General features: G+C 70.9%; 16 protein-coding genes. 11 read left to right on the forward strand and 5 right to left on the reverse strand.

From position 1 onward, the window contains the following. Positions 1–7: 7 nt before the first annotated feature. Together LPU61_RS29300 and LPU61_RS29305 are read right to left on the reverse strand one after the other, a co-directional pair. A complete protein-coding gene (locus LPU61_RS29300) occupies positions 8–880 on the reverse strand; it encodes an oxidoreductase (protein WP_043967818.1) in 873 nt (290 codons plus the stop codon). Positions 881–944: 64 nt separating this feature from the next. Then, on the reverse strand, positions 945–2,489 hold the full coding sequence (locus LPU61_RS29305; RefSeq protein WP_158499193.1) for an MDR family MFS transporter: 1,545 nt from the start codon (positions 2,487–2,489) through the stop codon (positions 945–947). 167 nt (positions 2,490–2,656) lie between these two features. Between LPU61_RS29305 and LPU61_RS29310 the strand changes: the two genes are divergently transcribed. The 5 genes from LPU61_RS29310 (at position 2,657) to LPU61_RS29330 (ending at position 5,934) form a co-directional block, all read left to right on the forward strand. Further along, on the forward strand, positions 2,657–3,484 hold the full coding sequence (locus LPU61_RS29310) for a M23 family metallopeptidase (RefSeq protein ID WP_229406759.1): 828 nt from the start codon (positions 2,657–2,659) through the stop codon (positions 3,482–3,484). Between the two features lie 108 nt (positions 3,485–3,592). Next, complete coding sequence (locus LPU61_RS29315; protein ID WP_052503916.1) at positions 3,593–4,261, forward strand: hypothetical protein; 669 nt, start codon at positions 3,593–3,595, stop codon at positions 4,259–4,261. A 141-nt stretch (positions 4,262–4,402) separates the two neighbouring features. After that, positions 4,403–4,801: a VOC family protein gene (locus LPU61_RS29320; RefSeq protein WP_043967813.1), complete on the forward strand. Its 399-nt coding sequence runs from the start codon at positions 4,403–4,405 to the stop codon at positions 4,799–4,801. 72 nt (positions 4,802–4,873) lie between these two features. After that, positions 4,874–5,203, forward strand: coding sequence for a helix-turn-helix transcriptional regulator (locus tag LPU61_RS29325; protein ID WP_043967811.1), 330 nt, complete (start codon positions 4,874–4,876; stop codon positions 5,201–5,203). Beyond that, positions 5,203–5,934 (forward strand): cation transporter, encoded by a 732-nt coding sequence (locus LPU61_RS29330; protein ID WP_229406760.1) that lies wholly within the window; start codon positions 5,203–5,205, stop codon positions 5,932–5,934. Before LPU61_RS29325 ends, LPU61_RS29330 begins: the two co-directional genes overlap by 1 nt. Before the next feature lie 62 nt (positions 5,935–5,996). On the opposite strand, the gene LPU61_RS29335 is transcribed toward LPU61_RS29330, so the two are convergent. From LPU61_RS29335 to LPU61_RS29345, 3 genes are all read right to left on the reverse strand, one after another. Further along, positions 5,997–6,818, reverse strand: a complete 822-nt coding sequence (locus LPU61_RS29335; protein ID WP_043967807.1) for an alpha/beta fold hydrolase — start codon at positions 6,816–6,818, stop codon at positions 5,997–5,999. 19 nt (positions 6,819–6,837) lie between these two features. Beyond that, a complete protein-coding gene (locus LPU61_RS29340; protein WP_043967805.1) occupies positions 6,838–7,407 on the reverse strand; it encodes a DJ-1/PfpI family protein in 570 nt (189 codons plus the stop codon). Between the two features lie 87 nt (positions 7,408–7,494). Then, complete coding sequence (locus tag LPU61_RS29345) at positions 7,495–8,238, reverse strand: GntR family transcriptional regulator (protein ID WP_229406761.1); 744 nt, start codon at positions 8,236–8,238, stop codon at positions 7,495–7,497. 383 nt (positions 8,239–8,621) lie between these two features. Between LPU61_RS29345 and LPU61_RS29350 the strand changes: the two genes are divergently transcribed. The 6 genes from LPU61_RS29350 to LPU61_RS29375 all read left to right on the forward strand — a co-directional run bounded on the left by LPU61_RS29350 (position 8,622) and on the right by LPU61_RS29375 (position 15,617). After that, on the forward strand, positions 8,622–10,058 hold the full coding sequence (locus LPU61_RS29350) for an extracellular solute-binding protein (RefSeq protein WP_229406762.1): 1,437 nt from the start codon (positions 8,622–8,624) through the stop codon (positions 10,056–10,058). A 101-nt stretch (positions 10,059–10,159) separates the two neighbouring features. Next, a complete protein-coding gene (locus tag LPU61_RS29355; RefSeq protein ID WP_229406763.1) occupies positions 10,160–11,005 on the forward strand; it encodes a carbohydrate ABC transporter permease in 846 nt (281 codons plus the stop codon). Then, positions 11,005–11,916: a carbohydrate ABC transporter permease gene (locus tag LPU61_RS29360; RefSeq protein WP_091284712.1), complete on the forward strand. Its 912-nt coding sequence runs from the start codon at positions 11,005–11,007 to the stop codon at positions 11,914–11,916. The genes LPU61_RS29355 and LPU61_RS29360 overlap by 1 nt, the downstream gene beginning before the upstream one ends. Then, on the forward strand, positions 11,916–12,983 hold the full coding sequence (locus LPU61_RS29365) for an ABC transporter ATP-binding protein (RefSeq protein ID WP_043967797.1): 1,068 nt from the start codon (positions 11,916–11,918) through the stop codon (positions 12,981–12,983). The genes LPU61_RS29360 and LPU61_RS29365 overlap by 1 nt, the downstream gene beginning before the upstream one ends. Next, entirely contained in the window at positions 12,983–14,059 is a 1,077-nt protein-coding gene (locus LPU61_RS29370; protein ID WP_043967796.1) for an ABC transporter ATP-binding protein, read from the forward strand. Before LPU61_RS29365 ends, LPU61_RS29370 begins: the two co-directional genes overlap by 1 nt. 97 nt (positions 14,060–14,156) lie before the next feature. Then, on the forward strand, positions 14,157–15,617 hold the full coding sequence (locus LPU61_RS29375) for an NAD-dependent succinate-semialdehyde dehydrogenase (RefSeq protein ID WP_229406764.1): 1,461 nt from the start codon (positions 14,157–14,159) through the stop codon (positions 15,615–15,617). Positions 15,618–15,653: the final 36 nt, after the last annotated feature.

The following is a 15,653-nucleotide window of genomic DNA, read 5'->3' on the forward strand; positions in this document are numbered from 1 at the left end:
GGTTGCGTTACTCGGACAGGGCGGCCATGTCCTCGTCGGTGAGGGCAAGGCCGGCCGCCGCGATGTTCTCGGTGAGGTGGTCCAGCACGCTGGTGCCGGGGATGGCCAGGATCGCCGGCGACACGGCGAGCAGCCACGCGAGCGCGACCTGCCGGGTCGTCGCTCCGTGGCGCTCCGCGACGGCCTTGAGCCGGTCGTGGTCGATGGGCGCGCCACCGCCGCCGACCGGGAAGAACGGCACGTACGCGATGCCGTCCTTCGCGCACTGGGCGACGAGCTCGGAGTCGCCACGGAAGTGCACGTGGAACTGGTTCTGCACGGCCGCGACCGGGGCGATGGCCTGCGCCTCGGCAAGCTGCTCCGCGTCGACGTTGCTCACGCCGAGATGCCGGATGAGGCCCTCCTCGCGAAGCTGCGCGAGGGCCGCGAAGCGGTCCCCGATCGACACGCCGCCCGGTGCCGCCGTCGCGCCGCCCACCCGCAGGTAGACCAGGTCGAGGCGGTCCACCCCGAGACGGCGCAGGTCCTCCTCGACGAGCTGGCGGAGCTGGTCGGGCTTGGCCTCCGCGGTCGGCACGACCCCGCCCTCGATCACCGGGCCCACCTTGGTGGCGATCACCAGATCGGCGGGGTACGGGAAGAGCGCCTGCCGGATGACCTCGTGCGAGTGGAGGTCACCGAACCCGTAGAAGCCGGCGGTGTCGATGTGGTTCACCCCGCTGTCGACCGCGCTGCGCAGCACCGTGGCGGCAGTCTCGGGATCGCGCACGGAGCCGCCGAACGCCAGCCGCATCGCGCCGAAGCCGAGCCGGCGCACGGGCAGGTCACCGCCGAGCGTCAGCGTCCCGGCGGCCTCGGCCGTGATGGAGTTCGCAGTCATGTTCCTGTTTTCCTTCCAGATCAACGAGATGTCGAGAAGACCGGTGACGCCATCCCGGTCCCGCTCACGCGGGTTGCGCCTGGGCAACCTTCTTGTCCTGGGCACCGGGGGTCGCCGGGATCCGCCCGGGCAACAGCAGCGCCGGCACGATCGCGAGCGCGAGGAAGCCGGCACTCCACCAGAACGCGTGGTGGTAGGCGTTCGCGAGACTGTCCAGGCCGGACCCGGCGGTCTGCTTGGTCAGCTGGATCTGCAGCACCAGGCTGATCACCGCCGTGCCGGTCGAGAGGCCGAGCTGCTGGACGATCCGCGAGGCGCCGGTGGCGCGGGCGATCTGCTGCGGCGGCAGCCCGACGTAGAGGGCCGTCGACATGGTCAGGGTGACCATCGCGAGCCCCACCCCGGACAGGAGCATGGCGAGCACGATGAACACCCGCCCGGTGCTGGCGTAGAACTGCGTGAACGCGACCGTTCCGGTGAAGGTCAGGGCCAGGCCGACGGTCCCCACCAGCCTCGCGCCGAGCCGGTTGAACACGCGGCTGAGCACGACGGAGGTGAGCGCCGAGCCCACACCGAACCCGACCAGCAGAAGGCCGGCGCCCATCGGGCTCTCGCCGTGCACCTGCTGCAGGAACAGAGGCTGCACGATCCCGGCGCCCATCGTGAGCGCCGCCAGCAACGTCAACGCGCTGGCCGCCGCGAAGTTCTTGTACTTGAACAGCCGCATCGACACCAGGGCCTCGATGTTCGGCCGGGCGGCGTGCAGGATGAATCCGGCGATCAGCACGACGCCCGTGACGAGCGGGGCGACGACCAGGGGGTCGCCGAGGCCGCCGGCGGCCGCCCGGGAGAGGCCGAAGACCACGGCCACCAGGCCGGGCACCAGCAGCACCACGCCGAGCACGTCCAGCGCGGCGCTGGCCTCCTCCTTGAAGTTGGGCAGGTTGCGGCCGGCCAGGAAGAAGGCGATCAGCCCGATCGGGATGTTGATGAGGAACATCCACCGCCAGCTGAAGTCGTCGACGATGACGCCGCCCACGACGGGGCCGAGCGTGGGGCCGATCACGCCCGGGATGGCCATCAGCCCCACCAGACGCGCGCGGTGCTCGGCGCCGGCGACCCGCATCAGCATCGCCTGCCCGACGGGGACCATCATGCCGCCGCCGAGGCCCTGCACCACCCGCGCGAAGATCAGCGTCTCGATGTTGACGGCGATGCCGCAGAGCACCGAGCCGACGAGGAAGACGACGAGCGAGACGGTCCACATTCTGCGGGTGCCGAACCGGTCGGCCGCCCAGCCCGCGATCGGCATACCCACCATCAGCGCGAGCAGGTATCCGGTCACGACCCACTGGAGGGTCGACACGGAGACGGAGAGCTCACCGGAGAGGGTGTTCAGCGCGATGCCCACCATGGTTCCATCGAGCTGCATCAGCAGAAGGCCGACCAGGACCACCACGGCGATCTTCTGCAGCTCCTTGGGCAGGGGCGCGTCCCCGCCTGCCGCACGAGGTTCAGTCGATCGTTTTCTCAGCATCACACGCCCCCGAACCAGCGCTTGCGTCTCGGCCTCAACACTGAGTGAGGCTTCCACAACGTTGCCGAGCACGCAACTATGTGCCGACCACGCACGTCGGGTTCGTGTCGGGCGTCGGGCGGCGGCGACCACGACATACGCTCCCGGACGCGCCCCGCGACTCCGCGGGCGCACGCGACTTCCGGGCCGACCGGGGAGAAACCCTTGCCCCGCACCGGAAGTGGCCCTAGTTTGCATTGATGATCCTCAACGAGGAGCCTCACCCTGACCTGCAGGATGTCAGCCACGGCGAGCTGCGGCCGGAGGATCTCGCCGGCGTCGCCTATCTGAGGGGACTCTCGAGGCGGGGGTTCATCACGGGCGCCGCGTTGGCGGCGTCCGGGGTGTCGGCCGCCTTTGCCCTGCTGCCCGGCCCCGCCCGGGCTGCCGGCGGCTATCAGCGGCCGTGCGGGAACGTCCGCATCTCGAGCTCCTGGCAGGACCACCGGAACCGGACGCCCCCCTCGGGTGAGCCGGGCACCGACTACGCGGTCGGCACCGGCACGCCCGTCATGGCCGCGGCGAACGGCACGATCCGTTCCGTGAAGACCGACACCTCCACCGCGACCGGGCGCGTCGTGGGCATGGCCCACGACGACGGCAACTACACCCGGCACCTGCACCTCTCGTCGATCGCCGTCTCGACCGGTCAACGCGTGTCGCGCGGACAGACGATCGCATACTCCGGCGCCTCGGCGAACGGCAGTGACTACGGCGTCGGGCCGCATGTGCACACCAGCCTCTGGCTGAACACCGCAAGCCCGACGAACTTCGGCGCCACGGCGGACTTCGAGAACTACGCCGGGGACGCCGCCACCCCCGACCCCACCGACCAGGAGGTAGACGAAGTGTTCATCGCGAACGTGAAGGGCAGCTGGTATCTGGTGGTCCCCCAGGGCACCGGCAAGCCGCGGGCAGTGGTCCTCGGCGGCGACAGCAACGCCGCCGCTTCCGGCATCCCCGTGCTGAACTTCAGCTGGGATCCGTCGATCAGTGCGCTCCGGGCCGCGGTCGACGGCATCGGTTGAGGTAGCTCGGCCGGCGCAGCGCCCGGGGCTGGCCCGCGCCGAACGCGATGAAGTCCGGCAGTGGCGGGGGCGCACTACGCTGCGGCCGACTTCATCGAAAGGAACAACATGCGCAGGACGCTGCTGCCGCTGGCCGCGCTCGCCCTGGTCCTCGTGGCGGGCGGTTGCACGATCGAGATCAACGACGGCGCCGCGCCGGGCCCCGACGGCACCACGACGCCAACGGATTCGCCGGTGGCCGAAGAGCCGTTCGGCGACGGCAGCAGCGAGAACGACAACGTCTCGCCGACCGCCGCACCGCCCGCGAAGGTCCCCGCGCTGACCTGCGACCAGGTGGCCGAATCGGAGCTGGGCAGCACGAAGGTGCGATACAACGACTACCCTGACCCGATCCCGCTGACCGAGGGGCGCTGGGCCGGCGAGGACGGCGTGGTGGTCGCCCTGCAACCGCCGTGCGCGATCGGCGACCTGACCGGCGACGGTGCCGCCGACGCGGTGCGCGCGGTCATGCTCGACGGCGGCGGGACGGGCAAGTTCTGGGGCATCGTGCTCTGGCGCAACGTCAAGGGCGCCCCGGCCTACGTCGGCACGGTCGACCTCGGCGACCGCACCCCGGTCGAGAAGGTCACCATCAGTGCCGGCCAGGCGCAGGTGGTCTACCTGACCCGACCCGACGACGCCTCGATGGTCGAGCTGGTGATCGAACGGACGGCCACCTACCGGCTCATCGACGGCAAGCTGGAGGAGATCGGGTACGTCGACAAGCCGCACTCCTAGCCCGCGTCCACACCGGGTCTGCGCGCCGGCATCCGTGCGGAACGCCGCCCCACCTCCACAGTCGTCGGCGGCTGCGGGGGTGGGGTTCGCGCGTTGCCTGGTTCGCCCTGACCCCGGCGTCTGCGTGTGCGACAGTGGTCCATGCCGCTGAGCACGCATCACCTCAGAGCTTCGATCGCCGTGTCCGACATACAACGGGCGGTCGCGTTCTACGAAGGCCGACTGGGCCTACGGCCGCTGCGGTCGGGCCCCAGCGCCGACATCGCCGGCGGCAGCCGCGTCTATGGTTCCGGCGGCGTGGCGGCGCTGAACGTCTACCAGTCGGTCACCGCCGGGAAGAGCCCGGCGACGCTGGCGACATGGTATGTCGACGACATCGAGCGGATCGTCGACGAGCTCGCCTCGGCCGGCGTCGGGTTCATCCGGTACGACCAGCTCGACCACGACGCCAGAGGAATCACCGCCCGGGCCGGCGGTGGACGTATCGCCTGGTTCCAGGATCCGGACGGCAACACCTTCGCCGTCGAATCCGACGTCTGACGCCCCGGAGCCAGGGCCCCGGCGGCGTCGGACCGCCTTGCTTGATACAGCCACGGATGTACTATCCGGGATGTGGAGACGTTGACCCACGGGCAGGTGCTGGCCCGGTTCGGCCACGCCCTGTCCGACCCCACCCGGGCCCGCCTGCTGCTGGCGCTGCGCGACGGCCCCGGCTACCCGGCGCAGCTCGCCGACCTGCTCGGCACCACCCGGCAGAACCTGTCCAACCATTTGACCTGCCTGCGCGGCTGCGGCCTCGTCGTGGCCACCCCCGAAGGCCGCCGCACCCGCTACGAGCTCGCCGACCCGCGCCTCGCCCACGCCCTCGGCGACCTGCTCGGCCTCGTGCTCGCCGTCGACCCCGCCGTCTGCCCCGACGCCGCCACGAAGGGTTGCTGCTGATGGCCCTGCCCCTGGTCCAGGCCCCGGCCGGCCCGACGCCGGCCCGCCGGGCAGTCCTCGCCCGGCGGGTACGCCTGCTGGTCGCCGCCACCATCACCTACAACGTCGTCGAGGCGGTCGTGGCCATCAGCGCCGGCACCATCGCCTCGTCCACCGCGCTGATCGGCTTCGGCCTCGACTCCGTCATCGAGGTCTCCTCCGCCGCCGCCGTGGCCTGGCAGTTCGCCGGCCGCGACCCCGAGGCCCGGGAGAAGACCGCCCTGCGCGTCATCGCGGTCTCGTTCTTCGCCCTCGCCGCGTACGTCACCGTCGAGTCCGTCCGCGCCCTGCTCGGCGGCGCCGACGCCGACCATTCCCCCGTCGGCCTCGTCCTCGCCGCGCTGTCCCTGGCCGTCATGCCCGGACTGTCGTACGCCCAGCGACGCGCCGGCCGGGAACTCGGCTCCCGCACCGCGGTGGCCGACTCCAGGCAGACCCTGCTCTGCACCTACCTGTCGGCGGTCCTGCTCGTCGGCCTCGGCCTCAACGCCCTGTTCGGCTGGTCCTGGGCCGACCCGCTCGCCGCGCTCGTCATCGCCGCCGTCGCCGTCAAGGAAGGCCGCGAGGCCTGGCGCGGCGACGCCTGCTGCGCGGCCCCGACCGCCGGTACGCCCACCGCCGCCACCCCGGGCGGGGAGGACGACTGCGGATGCCAGCCGGGCTGCTCCTGCTGCTCCGGCGACGACCGGTGAGCAGGCCCGGCCCTGCTTCCCGCTGAGCTGCCTGAGCGCGGGCCGCGGGCCTGGCGCAGCAGTCAGTGGCGGCTGTCCCGGCGGAGGAAGCCCGACAGCAGTTGCCGGAACTCGTGCGGGTGCTCGATCGCCGGCACGTGCCCGCACCGGCCGAGCACGTGCAGCCGGACATCAGCCAGGTGTTCGAGCAGGGGCAGGGTCGACGCCGCGAGCGGGGTGACCCGGTCCTCGGCGCCGTGCACGAGCAGCACGGGCGCGCGGATCGCGGCCAGCGTCCGCGCCGAGAGGGTGAGGTCGTCGGCCCACCGCGCCCTGGGTGGCGGGAACAACGACGCGAACGCGGCCGCACCCGCCCGCATCGCGGCGGCGCGGGTCTCGACGGCCGCATCGGTCACGAGCGCCTGGTCGAGGACGAGTCGACTCAGCATGTCCCGGGCCCCGGGCGGGCCGGCGGGGGCGGCCCAGATCGCGTCGAGGTCGGCGGACAGCGGCGCCCCGGGGGCGCCCATCGTCGAGACCGCCACGACACGGCTGACCTGCTCAGGGCGCGCGGCCGCCAACGCCAGCGCGACGGCGCCGCCCATGGAGTGACCCACGACCGCGTAGTGCTCGACACCGAGGGCGTCCATCAGGCCGGCGGCCTGCTCCGTCCACAGCCTGAGCCCGCCCCTGGAGCCCGCCGGGACGGGGGTGCGGCCGAACCCCGCCTGGTCAGGGGCCAGCACGTGCCAGGACGTGCCCAGCGCCTGCGCCGTCGCCGCCCAGGCCCCGGACCCGGTCGTGCCGGGTCCGGAGCCGTGCAGCATCAGCACCGCGGGCCCGGCTCCGCTCTCGAAGACGTGCACGGGGGAGCCGTCGACGGTGACGGTCCGATGTGCCGTCACCGGGGCAGGCCGGGTGCGCTCATGCCGACGCGGGGCCGACGGACTTCGAGAAGACCTCCATCATCGCCCTGCCGAACTGCGGCATGTCGGGCCAGCCCCGGCAGGAGACGAGGTTGCCGTCCACGACGTCGGGGGCGTCGATGACCGTCGCGCCCGCGTTCTCCATGTCCCCGGTGATCGGGGGGAAGCACGCCGTCTTCCGGCCCTTCAGCAGCCCGTACACCGCCGGGACCTGCGCGCCGTGGCACACCAGGGCGATGGGGAGGTTGCGGGCGAAGAAGTGCTCGGTGATGCGCCTGACGTCGGCGTCGACCCGGATCCATTCGGGGGCGCGCCCACCGGGGATGATGAGGGCGTCGTAGCGCTCGACGTCGACCTCGGCCCAGGGCACGTCGACCGGCAGCTTCCGGCCGTTCTTCTCCACGTAGGCGTCGGAGTTGGGGTCGAACTCGTGGATGACCAGTTGCACGTCACGTCTCGTCCGTGACGAGACGTCGACGTCCCAGCCGCCCTCCTGCACGCGGTAGTAGGGGTACATGGTGTCGAGTTCCTCGGCGGCGTCGCCGGTCAGGAGCAGCGCTCTGGGCACCTGCTTCTCCTCGTGTCTGGTGGCGGTGAGGCGGACGCGATCCAATCCGATCCGATTGGGCTAGCATTCCCCTGCCCCGCCCGCCCGTCAAGCCTCTACCGGCATCGCGTCCGCACCCTCGACCTCGTCGAACAGCCGCCGGAAACGCTCGCCGGACCGCAGGATGTGCCGCCGCATCGCGTAGGCGGCGGCGTCGGGGTCACGGGCGGCGATCGCGGCCACGACCTCCTCGTGCTCGGCCATGGCCAGGTGGGTGACCTGGGTGTCGTGGTGCAGCCGGAAGAGGTGGACGTGACTGTGCAGGCGGGCGAGCGCCTCGCGGATGACCTGGTTCCCCGCGCTCAGCGCGACGAGATCGTGGAAGGCGGCGTCGCGCAGCCCGAAGGCGCCGTAGGCCAGGGGCCCGCTGCCCCCCTCCAGCTCCGCCATCTCCTCCAGCATCCGTCGCAGCCCGGCCACCTGCGGCAAGGAGGCGCGTTCGGCGGACCTGCGCGCCGCTGCCGGCTCCAGGAGCAGGCGGACCTCGAGCATGTCTTCGAATCGGTTCCGGGTGATCTGGGGGGGAATGCGGTAGCCGGCGTGGGGCACCCGCACGACCAGACCCTCGGCCTCCATGCGGTTAAGAGCGTCCCGGATCGGCGTCTGCGAGACCCCCAGCTCCCGCGCCAGGACGTCGATCGTGACGCGGGAGCCAGGCTCGATCCGTAGCGACATCAGCTGTCCGAGCAGCGTGTCGTACACCTCGTCGGCGAGCCGGCCGCCGGATCTGCCCGACGACGTTCCACCCGTCACGGCCCTACGGCCCCGCGCGGCCATCGCTTCGTCGTCCATCGTGACGTGAGGTCCTTTCCTGCATCTTCGGGAACCTGTTGACACCAGTCACCACGCTGCGACATGCTGACGCCCCGCTCGATCGTATAGGAAATCCGACGAGCGCCCGTCATTCTGCACCGCCGGAACCACCTGCCACCGCTCCACTCGATCACCTGACGCTCCCACGAGCATGCTCGACACCCCTCCCCGGTCGTCACCGGCCCGGACGGGTCGAAGGGCCGCTCGACGGCGCGCGGACCCGGCGCGTCCCGGCGCGCTCGCGACGCCGACCCCCGCGGGTCGGCCCCGCGACAGCCCGGCAACGCGCCTGAACGACCCGGCACCTGCTCGGCGAAGCACCTAGCGAGGCTCCACACCCCCACCAGAAAGCAGGCCAGAAGATGCGGCATCCGAAGCTGACAGGACGATTGTCCGTTCCCGGGCGAAAGGCGCGGCTGGCGACGGCGGCCATGCTGCTGGTCGCCACGACCGTGGCGGCCTGCGGCGACGGCCAGGACGACGGCGACGCGAAGGCGGGCGCCCCCAAGGCACCGGCGACCATCCCGGAGCTCACCAAGGACCCGCTGACCCTCAGCTTCATCTGGTTCGACTGGCCCCCCGCTCACGCCCTGGAAGACTTCGCGAACGCGGAGTACAAGAAGGAGCGGCCGAACACGACCATCAAGGTCAACACCGTGCCGAACGCGAACTGGCACGACGCGATGTTCACCCAGTTCGCCGCGCACAAGACCGACTTCGACATCGCGATCCTGGACTCGCAACACATCGGCGAGGCCGTGACGAACGGCAACATCCTCGACCTCACCGACTTCGTCAAGAACAACATCGACGTCAAGGCCTACAACCCCTACCTTCTGGCGGCCTACGGCCAGTTCCCCCAGGCGGAGACCGGCAAGCGCGACGAGAACGCCAGCCTGTACGGACTGCCGCTGCTCGGCGACACCTGGACGATGATCTACCGCAAGGACCTCATCGGCGACAAGCCGCCGCAGACCTGGGACGAGATGATCTCGGTCGCCGGGAGGTGCCAGGCGGACAACCCGGGCGTCAGCGGGCTGGCGTTCCACCAGGCCAACGGCTCCGACGCCGCGGCCGTCACCTACAACACGGTCAACGGCATCTACGGCGGCAACCTCTGGGACCCCAAGACGCGCAAGATCGACGGCGTCCTCAACGACGCCGCGGGCCAGGAGGCGATGGACGTCCTGGTCAACAAGATGAAGCCGCTGACCGCCAAGGGCTCCGGCAACTGGTTCATCGACGAGGTGAACGCGGCGGTCGCCCAGGGCAAGGCATGCATCGCGTTCAACTGGATCGCCGCGAGCGGCGGCCTGCTCGATCCGAAGCAGTCGACGCTCGGCACCACGCGGGAGCAGATCCTCGACAAGCTGGGCTTCGCCACCCTGCCGAGCCAGAAGACGAACCTCGTCCCCCTCGGCGGCATGGGGATGCACGTGTCGGCCTACTCCCCCGCGGCGAACCAGGCGGAGGCGCTGAACTTCATGAAGTGGTTCGAGCGGCCCGACATCCAGAAGAAGTGGGCCGCGGCCGGTGGCGTGCCGGCGCGTACGGACGCCCTGGAGTCGCCCGAGTTCCTCAACGCCGGGCCGTTCAACAAGGTGTACGCCGACTCGGTTCCCCGGATGCGGGACATGTGGAACGTGCCCGAGTACGCGCGCCTCGTCGACATCGAGAACACCAACGTGAACGCGGCCCTCAACGGCGCGAAGAAGCCGAAGGACGCGCTCGACGACATCGCCAGGGAGCAGCAGAGCGTGCTCGACTCGAGCGGCCGCAAGGGCGGCGGCGGACTGTGAGTGAGCCCGTCCCTCTGACGACCGACGGCCCCGGGCAGGTGGCGTCCGCGACACCGCCTGCCCGGGGCCGGTCCCCCCGGCTGGGCGACCGCGGGCTCGCCGTGGCCTTCATCTCCCCCGCACTGCTGCTGTTGCTCGCGATGTCGGTGTTCCCGTTGCTGTGGGCGTTGTACCTGTCGTTCACCGACTACTCGGCCACCCGCGGCGGGCCCGCCAACTTCGTCGGGTTCGGCAACTACACGGCCATCCTGACGTCGGCGCAGGTCCACACGAGGGCCCTGACGACGTTGATCTACGTGGTCGGCGCGGTCTCCCTGCAGACCGTGCTCGGCTTCACCATCGCCTACCTGATCTCCCGGCGTACGCACGGGCGGGGGCTGCTGACCACCCTGTTCCTGGTCCCGATGATGCTGTCGCCGGTCGTGGTCGGGCTGTTCTGGCGATTCATGCTCGACGCGCAGTTCGGCGTGGTCAACAGCATGCTCGGCTCGATCGGCCTGGAGCAGGTGGAGTGGCTCACCCGGCAGCGGACGGCACTGGTCTCCCTGATCGTGGTCGACACCTGGCAGTGGACGCCCTTCATCATGCTCATCGCACTCGCAGGCCTCACCGCGGTGCCCAGGTACCTGTACGAGGCCGCCTCGATCGACCGGGCGTCCGAGTGGTTCCGGTTCCGCACCATCACCCTTCCGCTGGTGTGGCCGCTGCTCCTCATCGCCGTATTGTTCCGGGCCATCGAGGCGTTCCGGCTGTTCGACCTCGTCTACATCCTCACCAACGGGGGCCCCGGGGTCTCCACCGAGACGTTGTCGTTCCACGTCTACAAGGTCGCGTTCCTGGGCTTCAACACCGGCACCGCCTCGGCGTACGGAATCCTCATGGTCCTCGTCGTCGTCGTCCTCACGCAGCTCTACCTGCGCTACCTGAACAAGCTCAAGGAGGGCTGATGGCCGTCTCCGTCGACGAGGCCGTGTCCGCAGCTCCTGCCCGGGATCACACGCCCCCCGCGCGCCGCTTCGGCGGCCGGGGCCGCCCCGCGCTGGAGGTCGTGCTGCTGACCGTGCTGGCCGTCGTGATGCTCTTCCCGGTGCTGTGGATGATCGAGACGTCCATCAAGGACAACCGGGACGTCTACGCCATCCCGGCGAAGTTCTTCGACTTCAACGTCACCCTGGACCACTTCAAGGACGTGTTCGTCGCCCCCGACGGCGGTCGCTCGGCCCTGTCCGTCTCGTTCCTCAACTCCGTGGTGGTCGCCGGGGTCTCCACGGTGCTGGCCACCGTGCTGGGGGTCCCGGCGGCCTGGGCCTACTCACGGTTCACGCTGAAGGCCAAGAAGGACCAGCTGTTCTTCATCCTGTCCACCCGCTTCATGCCGCCCGTGGTGGTCGTGATCCCGATCTTCCTCATGTACCGCCAGGTAGGGCTCATCGACAGCAAGCTCGGCCTGATCCTCATCTACGCCGCGTTCAACGTCCCGTTCACGATCTGGATGATGAAGGGGTTCGTCGACGAGGTGCCCGCGGAGTACGAGGACGCCGCCATGCTCGACGGCTACACCCGTCTGCAGGCGTTCTGGAAGTTCACCCTCCCCCTGCTCGTGCCCGGCATCGCCGCGACGGCGGTCTTCGCCCTCATCTTCTCCTGGAACGAGTTCGTGTTCGCCATCTTCCTCACCTCCAGCGACGAGGTCCGGACGGCTCCACCCGCCATCGCCGGCCTCATCGGCGGCACCACTGTGGACTGGGGTCTGGTGGCCGCCGCCTCCGTGGTGTTCGCCCTGCCGGTGCTCGTCTTCGCCTACCTGGTGCGCAAGCACCTCGTCGCCGGTGTGACACTCGGGGCGGTGCGACGCTGATGGCCGGCATCGAGGTGACCGCCCTGCACAAGCGCTACCCGGACGGAACGGTCGCGGTCGAACACGTGGACCTGTCCATCGGCGACGGCGAGCTGTTCGTGATGCTCGGCCCTTCGGGTTGCGGCAAGACGACCACGCTGCGGGCCATCGCCGGCCTGGAGCGGCAGACGACGGGCGACATCCGCATCGGCGACACGCTGGTCAACGACCTGCCGCCCGCCGAGCGCGACATCGCCATGGTGTTCCAGTTCTACGCGCTCTACCCGCACCTGAGGACCCGCGACAACCTGGCGTTCCCCCTGCGCGCCGAAGGGCTGCCCAAGCCGGAGGTGCAGGCGCGGGTCGCCGAGGCCGCCCGGCTGATGCGGCTCGGTCCGCTGCTGGACCGGCGACCGCGCCAGCTGTCCGGCGGGGAGCAGCAGCGCGTCGCGCTGGCCCGCGCCCTGGTGCGACGACCACGCGCCTTCCTCATGGACGAACCTCTCACCAACCTGGACGCGGAGCTGAGGGCGGACATGCGTACGGAGATCAAGCACCTGCAGGGGGAGCTGGGGGCGACGATGGTCTACGTCACCCACGACCAGGTCGAGGCGATGTCGCTCGGTCATCGGATCGCCATCCTCAACAAGGGCCGCGTCGAGCAGGTCGGCACGCCGCTGGAGGTCTACGACCGTCCGGCGAGCCTCTTCTGCGCCGCGTTCATCGGCTCCCCGCCGATCAACCTGATCGAGGTGGAGGTGGCCGACGGGAGCCTGCGCGGTCAGGGCGGCCTGGCCCTCACGCCACCGTCGGGCCTGCCGCGCGACCGTCGCCTGGTCGCCGGCGTCCGGCCGGAGGCGCTGGAGGTCACCGCGCCCGGGGCGGAACGTTCGATCCCGGCCCGCGTGGTCTCGGCCGAGTGGCTGGGCGACGAGATCATCTACGTGGTCGACCACGGCGGCCAGCGCGACGTGCGGGTTCGGATGCCACCGACCGTCCGGTTCGCCGCTGACGCACCGGTCGGGCTGCGGCACACCGGCGGAACCCCGGCGGTCTACGACGTGCGCACGGAAGAGCTGGTGGCCTGATGGGTACCGTGGCAGTGCACGGGCTGCGCAAGTCCTTCGGCAAGGTCCAGGCCCTCGACGGGGTGACGCTGGACGTGCCGGACGGTTCGTTCTTCGTCGTGCTCGGGCCCTCCGGGGCAGGCAAGACGACGACCCTGCGGGCGATCGCCGGCCTCGACAAGCTCGACGCCGGGTCGGTGCACCTGGACGGCAGGGACGCGACCGGTGACGCCCCGGCCGCACGCGACCTGGCCATGGTCTTCCAGAACTACGCCCTCTACCCGCGACGCACGGCGTACGAGAACATCGCCTCGCCGCTGCGGGCACGCCGCTGTTCCTCGACCGAGATCGCCGCCGCCGTCGAGCGGATGTCGAGCCTGCTGCACATCGAACGTCTGCTGCAGCGTCGTCCCGCGCAGTTGTCGGGCGGTGAGATGCAGCGGGTCGCCCTGGCCCGGGCGCTGGTCCGTAGCCCGCGCGCGTTCCTCATGGACGAGCCGCTGACGAACCTCGACCTCAAGCTCCGCGTCGAGATGCGCACCGAGCTCACCCGCATCCACCGCAGCCTCGGAGCGACCTTCGTCTACGTGACCAACGACCAGGTCGAGGCCCTGTCCATGGCCGACCAGGTCGCGGTCCTCAAGGAGGGGAAGGTGCAACAGGTCGGCACGCCGACCGAGGTGTACGAGCGGCCGGCCAACCAGTGGGTCGCCGGTTTCGTCGGGAGCCCGCCGATCAGCCTGCTCGCCTGCCGGGCGGAGGGAGATCGTCTGATCGGTGCGGGAGGCTGGACGCTGCCACGGCCCCGCTGGACCACGGCGCAGGACGGTCGTGCGCTGCTGCTGGGCCTGCGCGCGGAGGACCTGTCCATCGAACAGCGCGGGGACGCGTCGTTGTCGGGGGAACTCTACGGACTTGAGCCGCTCGGTGACCGGACGGTGGTCGACGTCCTCGTGGGGACGGAGGTCCTCAAGGTCAAGGCACGACCCACCGTCACCGGCACGCCGGGCGAGCGGCTGCAGGTCACGGTCGACCTGGACCGTGCGCACCTGTTCGACGCGGAGACCGGGCTGTCGCTGTCCGCGGCCGGACGGTAGCCGCGCGGCCGACGGGGGCGGGCGGCCCGTCCGGTACGCGCACGGCGCGATCGCCGGGACGCCGGACATCACCACGATCATCACAGGAGGCGACGCAGTGAGTGACCCGACGAACGTCCTGGCCCCCGAGCACCGGCGGCTGCGGATCGGCGACACCTGGCGCGACGCCGCAAGCGGAGCCACCTTCGCCGTCGAGGACCCGGCCACCGGCCAGACCATCGCCGAGGTGGCGGACGCCGGTGTCGCCGACGGGCTCGCCGCGCTGGACGCGGCGAGCACGGCGATGGCGCAGTGGGCGGCGACCCCGCCGCGGAAGCGGTCGGAGCTGTTGACCGCGACGCACCGGGCACTGACCGAGCGATGCGAGGAGGTCGCCCGGCTGATCACGCTCGAGATGGGCAAGCCGCTCGCCGAGGCCCGGGCAGAGGTGGCCTACGGCGCCGAGTTCTTCCGTTGGTTCGCCGAGGAGGCGGTGCGCGTCGAGGGGCGCTACAGCACCGCTCCCGCGGGTGGATACCGCATCCTCACCGTGCCGAAGCCGGTCGGACCGTGCGTCTTCGTGACGCCCTGGAACTTCCCGCTGGCCATGGGCGCCCGCAAGATCGCCCCCGCGCTGGCCGCCGGCTGCACGACGATCACCAAACCGGCAGCCCAGACGCCGCTCACCATGCTGTTGCTGGCCCGCATCATGGAGGAGGTCGGCGTTCCCCCGGGCGTCGTCAACGTGGTGACCACCAAGCGCTCCGGCGAGGTGGTCTCCGCGCTGCTGGCCGACGGTCGGACCCGCAAGCTCTCCTTCACCGGGTCGACCGAGGTCGGGCGTGTGCTGCTCCGGCAGGCTGCGGACAACGTGCTGCGTACCTCCATGGAGCTGGGCGGCAACGCGGCCCTGATCGTGTGTGCGGACGCCGACCTGGACGTCGCGCTCGACGGTGCCATGGTCGCCAAGATGCGCAACATCGGGGAGTCCTGCATCGCGGCCAACCGGATCTACGTCGAGGAGCCGGTGCGCGAGGAGTTCACGGCGCGCTTCGCCGAGCGGATGGGCGCGCTCTCGGTGGGCCATGGCCTCGACGACGGCGTGGACGTCGGGGCGTTGATCGACGACGCCTCGGTCACCACGATCGACAAGCTCGTCGCCGACGCGGTCGAGCGCGGCGCCCGGGTCCTGGTGGGCGGCGAGCGCCCGGACGGGCCGGGCCACTTCTACCCGCCCACGGTCCTCGTCGACGTGCCCGAGGACGCGCGGATGCTGAGGGAGGAGATCTTCGGCCCGGTGGCGCCGATCATCCCGTTCACGTCCGACGACGAGGTGCTGGCGAAGGCCAACGACACCGAGCACGGCCTGGTCGGCTACGTCTTCACCCGTGACCTGCAGCGGGCGATCCGATTCGCCGAGGGGCTGGACACGGGGATGGTCGGCATCAACCGTGGCCTGATCTCGGACCCGTCGGCCCCGTTCGGAGGCGTGAAGCAGTCCGGGATCGGCAAGGAGGGGTCGCACGAGGGCATCCTCGAATACCTCGACCTCACCTACGCGGCGATCGACCTGCCGTGACCGGCCTCCACCCGGGGGCGCCTGGGCCACCCGGGC

Origin of the sequence: Micromonospora sp. NBRC 110038 (assembly GCF_020884815.1) — a bacterium.
GTDB classification, from domain to species: Bacteria; Actinomycetota; Actinomycetes; order Mycobacteriales; family Micromonosporaceae; genus Micromonospora; species Micromonospora haikouensis.